Raw genomic sequence first — 6,089 nt, forward strand, 5'->3', positions numbered from 1 at the left:
GTGAGTTTTTACCTATAAATCTTTGACGTAAAAAACTTCTTGAGAGAAAGACGCCCCCAGGATGGCATCATATTCATAGTGAAGTGACTCAATCTCAATTTCGTCAGTCAATTATTATGGGGTTTGCAGACCGATCAAAGGTGGACATTACTGCCGAATACACGGTTCCCACAAAAAAGATACCCGATCCAGGTAAACCGTTGGGAATCATTGAAGACTGAAAATGGGCGGCTTGTGCATTCCCTGTTTTCTGTTAAAAGTTCACTGAAAATCCGTAGTGTGACATCTTTAAACGTGCAGACTGTCGGTTTGATCCCCATGAGTGGTTGACGGCGGTGCCCTTCAGGTAGAGGATAAGCTACAGGTTGAGCAATTTTCATGCATTAAAGACGAATGAGCCAAATTTTCCAAGGAGAACCCCGAATGAAACGATTGATATTGCTGGCTGTGGCAATGGTATTCTTTGTGTTTCAAATAGCAGTGAGTAGCGCCACCGCTCTGGAACTGAGTCAGGACGTTCGTACTGTTCCCGTGAATGAACAGGGTGATACTAAGGTTGTCAGCCTAGCCGAGTTCAAGACAGGTCAACGCCTGTTTATCGATAGCTGTAGTCAATGTCATCTCGGCGGCAGAACTAAGACAAACCCCAACGTCACCTTAAAGATAGAGGATCTGCAAGGGGCATTCCCCCGTCGCGATAACATCGCCGCTCTCGTAGACTACATCAAAAACCCCACAACCTACGATGGATTTACAGAGATTTATGAGTTCCACCCCAGTACTCGCAGCGCCGATATCTTCCCTGAGATGAGAAATCTCACAGAAGATGACCTTGAGGCGATATCGGGTTATATTCTGATCCAACCAAAAGTTCAAGGTATCATGTGGGGAGGTGGTAAGGCTGTCAGCTAAGTCCGAATTTTTTTGAATGATTCATTGGAGGGTTGAAAGGAGGCGATTAAAAGGTTGGAGGTAAAAACATTCAACGTTTAATTGGCTACGGCTCAACCCTTCAATAAGCAAAAGCAAAAGATGAAAAACTAGAAACTAATGCTGAATAATAGGATTAAAAGCTTTCAATTTAGCCATTCATTCCGATATAAGTTTTTTTCAGTTCGCAGTCTGTTCGCTATGTTGATGGCTCTGTGTGTCGTCTTTATGGTCAGCTCACCCGCTTATGCGATCGATGACTACGTTAAACGTTTTTTAAAGGTGACTGAACCCATTGCCTTAGATGTCAATGAACAGGGACAGACAAAGGAATTCACCCCAGACGATTTGGCTGAGGGGAAAGAACTGTTTAAAGCCCATTGCATTAATTGTCATGTTGGCGGAACCACCCTACAAGATCCGAGAGTTTCCCTGGGACTGGAAACATTGGCGGGAGCTACCCCACCTCGCGATAATGTTGATGGGATTATCTCTTTTCTCAGAGAACCCATGACCTATGATGGCAGTGCCTCAAGTTTTTGGTGTCGCCAAGTTCCAGATACTTGGATGCCACAGGAGCAAATTGAAAAGCTAGCCGCATTTGTCCTGAGAGCCGCTCAAAAGGCTCCAGGCTGGGGAGAAAAGGCTTCAACTTAACGTTGTGGAAGTAGAGACGTAAGGCGTGGAACGTCTGGAAGATGAGGGAGATGAGGAAGATAGGGGAGATGGGAAAGCTATGGTGATAATCGGACAAGGCAATGCCGTGTCCCTACCAAAGCTTAGGGATAATTGATTCGTAGGGGCACGATAGTATCGTGCCCTGATCTCGCTTCTTCCCCAGCTCCACTACTAATACGTCATAATGGGGTGTAAATTTTGAGAGTAGCGCTCAAACTTTGAGCAAATGAAAACAGCGACGCGCCCAGAGGAATTAACGGATTTAGGCAACTGCTTACAGGAGGACTTGCAGTCATACCTGCATGAGAGCATTCCTGTTCAAGTTCGGTGTCGGCGAAGTGATGAACGGTTAGCGATTTGGGTACAGCATCCCGCCGAAGCGACGCTGGATCAAGACCAGATTCTCGCGTTTTTAGAACAAACGATCCGCAGCCAATATCCATTGGTGGCTCAACAAGCAAGAGTTAACCTGCTGCGAGCTGGAGAAAAGAAACCTTACGTCTCGCGATCGCTCTTCCTAAATTTGCCTGAACCTGAACCCGAAACCACAACCCCCTCTGATGCAGATTCGGTAGAAACGAACGCCACAGAGGAGACTAACCCCCCGTCTGAAACGGAAACTCCACAAAACTCAGACTCGGACGAAACACAAGCTGAATCATCCCATCCGTGGGATCAACCGATTCCAGAAGTAAACGATGAAGCCGATGCGTCAGAATCAGAAAAACCCCCGTCAGTCAAGGTTAGGTTAAAATCATCCCTACTGCCGTTGGTGGTAGCGGGTGCTGGGTTGAGTTTGCTGGTTTTCTTTAGCACGCTTTATGTCCTAACTCGTCCTTGTGTCATGGGTGAATGTGCGGTTTTGCCAGAAGCAGAACAGTTAAGCCAAAAATCAACCAAAACTCTGCAAAACCCAGAATCGGGAAAAGCAGTTTTGGAAGCACAGGAACAGCTACAAGAGGCGATTCAATTGGTTGCGGCGATTCCGCCTTGGTCACGTTACCACAGCCAAGCTCAACAAAAACTGCAAATCTATCAATCGCACTCGGAAACAGTGGCGGATATGGTAGAGGCGCTGAAAACGGCGGCTAGAGCCGGGTATGAGAGCCAAAACCCGCCCCATCCAGAGTCGAAGTGGCGGGAGGTTCAGAACCTCTGGCGAGACGCGATCGCTAAACTGGAACAGCTCCCCACCGATAGCAATCTCCAACCCTTAGCCAAAGCCAAAATTAAGGCGTATAAGACGAATTTAGAAGAAATTAATCAGCGACTGCTCAAAGAACGGAAAGCACAGGAACATATAAAAGCAGCTCAAGAAGCAGCGCGGATGGCACAGGCGCGTCAAGGAATTGCCCAATCCTTGTCAGACTGGCAATTGGTTTATGCGACTTGGCAAGCGTCGATGCAGCGTCTCAAACAGATTCCCCAAGGGACAACCCCCTATGAGGAAGCCCAAGAGTTATTGGCGCTGTATTTACCGAAACTCGCTAATGCGCGCGATCGCAAAACGAGTGAGCAAATTGCTGCCAATGCCTATAATCAAGGCGTGCGCTTGGCTCAACTGGCAACGGATTCTCAAACGGACAAGCAATGGTCAGCCGCCCTGATTCACTGGCGAAATGCGTTAACTTATGTTAATCAGGTTCCCAAAGATACCTATTACTATACCAAGTCACAATCCCTAGTGGAACCCTATCGAGGTGCGCTCAAGCAGGCTCAAAACCAGCTTCAGTTAGCCGTTAAGATGCAACAAGCTCGTCGGGATCTCAGTCAAACCTGTTTTGGGAAACCCAGCATTTGTAGCTATACGATTGACAACAAGATGATTAAGGTTCAGTTGACACCTGCTTATGTCCAGATGGTGCAACAGCGAGCGCTAAGTGCTAGAAGCCAAGGAGACTCACAGGCTCATGCGGGTATTGTGAATCATATTTTGACCTTGGGAGAAGCGTTGGAAGTGATTAGCGATAATGCCAAACTGCGAGTAGAGGTTTATACACCAGAGGGTGTGATGATCCAGGCACATAATCCAGCTCAGTAGCTAGTTCAGCTCGGCTTCAAATACCCACCAGTTAACAAGCTTGCTAACAAGTGCAGCCTTCTATTCACCGCCAAATCATAGATTATGGCGGCAGACTTCTTGGCGGATTAGGTAATGTATCAAAATATTACTTTCAGTAACAAAATACAAAATAATAGAAGTTTAGCTCCCTATCAAACCTTAAGATAATTAGTAGCGTTAATAGAGATATTTAAATTGAGAACAAGAAAAAATCTATAAAAATGGCTGGGCAAGAGGTTCCGGAATTAACGAGTGATCCATAAAATTGCTCAAAAATTTTTATCTCGATTAAAAGATAAAGTTATTTTCTAGGGACTTTAAATGATACAGAAAACTCAACAGTTACAATTATCCCAATCCCCGATAAATCCCAGTCCAACGATGATGGCTCTATTTGCCATATTTACTGCCATCGTCGCTTTATCCCTTGCTGCTATATTTATCCGATTGAGTGAACGGGAACTCGGTCCGTTTGCCACAATCTTTAACCGATTCTGGATTGCCTTTTTAGTCTTATGGCTGTTGAACCAGTCGAAGGCGCGATCGCAAGGGCATGAAAAATTGTCCGTACCTCAGTCAGCTTATACAGTTCGCGATTGGCTCATGTTGATCGCGGCTGGAGTAATGTTCTGGGGTTGTTTGGCACTTTGGGCATGGTCTCTCACCCAAACAGGTGTTGCCAATTCAACTATCTTACACAACCTGACTCCCTTATTCACGACCTTAGGAGTATGGCTGATATTCGGTCAACGTTTTGACAGTCAATTCCTGATTGGTTTGATGATGGCAATGGTGGGAGCAACAGCGCTAGGACTTGGTGATTTACAAGTAGCGACGGATAACTTTGCCGGGGATATTGCTGCTTTCTTATCAGCACTCTTTTCAGCCGCCAACTTAATGCTGATTGAAAAATTGCGTGCCAAGTGGGATGCCACAACCATTATTATGTGGTGCTGTTTAGTCGGATTGGTGGTAACGTTTCCCGTGGTACTGCTAACCGAAGACAGACTATTCCCGATTTCGGGTTCAGGATGGTTATCAGTTATCGGTTTAGCTATTGTCTGTCAAGTCGTCGGTCAAGGACTTCAGGCATATAGCCTCAAACGCTTGTCTTCTGGATTAGTGGGTGTGTTCCTGCTACTTGATCCGGTACTGGCAGCTTTGGTGGCGTGGGTTCTGTTTTCAGAACACTTAAGCCTGTTTAACGGATTCGCGTTTGCTGTGGTTTTACTAGGCATCTATGTGGCTAAATCGAGTCAATACGCCTCTCAGGTTATGGCGAATGACTCCCAACCAGCGCTTTGTGTAGCTGCTGGGAAACAACTGCCCCACCTGCCACAAATAACGCCGTAGTTGGCTTTTTGGGTATTATCTTGGATAAGATGTCAACAGCCCCACCGTCTAGATGGATGGGGATGGAGCGAGGTGAACTACTCAGGCTTACTTCGTTGAAGCCTGAGCTTCTGATCTCACAGGGTATTGCGTCAACTTAGACTTGCGCCCAAGTTTCGGTCTCACATCCCCTCCATCAGCAGCAGTCCCAGTCCCTGAGACCGATAAGATTCTGATGCCTTCCGCTCTGATATTTGCTGAAGCGTTACCATCTCTATCATGATGAGTACCACAGCTAGGACAAGTCCAACTCCTAACCTCTAAGGGCATCTCGTCCACCTGATAATGGCAGTTTGAGCAGAGTTTTGAACTGGGAAACCATCGGTTAATTTCTACCAATACCTTGCCCTCTTTTTCGAGCTTGTACGATAGAAAATTGACAAACATTCCCCAGCCTACATCAGAAATTGCTTTAGCTAGTTTATGGTTACGAACCATGCCCTTAGTATTTAGACTTTCGACTACGATGACTTGGTTTTCGTCAACAAGCTTTCTGGACAGCTTATGCAGGTAGTCTTGACGGACATTACTAACTCGTTCGTGAACCCTAGCTACCAGTTTTCTGGCTTTATCTGTTGAATTGCTCCCCTTCTCCTTTCTGTCTAATTTTCGTTGCTTCCGCTTGAGGTTACGCTCATGCTTGGCTAAATGCCTAGGGTTAGCAAACTTAGAGGTCTTGACCCCATCATTGACAATCGCAAAGTCCTTCAATCCTAAGTCAATCCCAGCTACTTTGCCATCGGTGCTAACCGGTGGGCTATCCTCTTGTGTCTCGGTCAAGACGGATGCAAAATACTTTCCCGATGGGGTCATGCTCACCGTTACCGTCTTGATTGTTCCTTCAATGGGTCGGTGTATTTTAGCTTTGACTTTTGCCACGCGACCAGGAAATTTGAGGCAACCATCTACAACTGTTACTGACTGGGGATACTGAATGGACTGCTTATTTCTTTTTGCCTTAAACCTAGGGTATCTAGCCCTACCCTCAAAAAAGTTCTTATAGGCAGTCACTAGGTTGAGTGTAGTA

General features: G+C 46.1%; 6 protein-coding genes. 5 read left to right on the forward strand and 1 reads right to left on the reverse strand.

What is annotated here, in order from left to right:
- Positions 1–83: 83 nt before the first annotated feature.
- From RID09_RS11975 to RID09_RS11995, 5 genes are all read left to right on the forward strand, one after another.
- A complete protein-coding gene (locus RID09_RS11975) occupies positions 84–221 on the forward strand; it encodes a hypothetical protein (protein WP_446336171.1) in 138 nt (45 codons plus the stop codon).
- A gap of 202 nt (positions 222–423) precedes the next feature.
- Positions 424–912, forward strand: a complete 489-nt coding sequence (gene psbV, locus RID09_RS11980) for a photosystem II cytochrome c-550 (protein WP_446336172.1) — start codon at positions 424–426, stop codon at positions 910–912.
- A gap of 225 nt (positions 913–1,137) precedes the next feature.
- The gene (gene psbV2 / locus RID09_RS11985; protein ID WP_446336176.1) at positions 1,138–1,587 is read left to right on the forward strand and encodes a photosystem II cytochrome PsbV2; all 450 of its coding nucleotides are present in this window, start codon (positions 1,138–1,140) and stop codon (positions 1,585–1,587) included.
- A gap of 247 nt (positions 1,588–1,834) precedes the next feature.
- Entirely contained in the window at positions 1,835–3,649 is a 1,815-nt protein-coding gene (locus RID09_RS11990; RefSeq protein WP_446336173.1) for a hypothetical protein, read from the forward strand.
- Between the two features lie 342 nt (positions 3,650–3,991).
- Positions 3,992–5,023, forward strand: a complete 1,032-nt coding sequence (locus tag RID09_RS11995; RefSeq protein WP_446336174.1) for a DMT family transporter — start codon at positions 3,992–3,994, stop codon at positions 5,021–5,023.
- A gap of 87 nt (positions 5,024–5,110) precedes the next feature.
- On the opposite strand, the gene RID09_RS12000 is transcribed toward RID09_RS11995, so the two are convergent.
- A partial coding sequence (locus RID09_RS12000) for an RNA-guided endonuclease InsQ/TnpB family protein (RefSeq protein ID WP_446336175.1) occupies positions 5,111–6,089 on the reverse strand: 979 nt, incomplete at its 5' end.

The organism is Coleofasciculus sp. G1-WW12-02 (assembly GCF_040219735.1).
Lineage (GTDB): Bacteria > Cyanobacteriota > Cyanobacteriia > Cyanobacteriales > Coleofasciculaceae > Coleofasciculus.

Excerpts from the sequence above, each read along its gene's own strand:
- psbV (WP_446336172.1), top strand. The coding sequence starts at position 424 with ATGAAACGATTGATATTGCTGGCTGTGGCAATGGTATTCTTTGTGTTT.
- psbV2 (WP_446336176.1), top strand. The coding sequence starts at position 1,138 with ATGGCTCTGTGTGTCGTCTTTATGGTCAGCTCACCCGCTTATGCGATC.
- RID09_RS11990 (WP_446336173.1), top strand. The coding sequence starts at position 1,835 with ATGAAAACAGCGACGCGCCCAGAGGAATTAACGGATTTAGGCAACTGC.
- RID09_RS11995 (WP_446336174.1), top strand. The coding sequence starts at position 3,992 with ATGATACAGAAAACTCAACAGTTACAATTATCCCAATCCCCGATAAAT.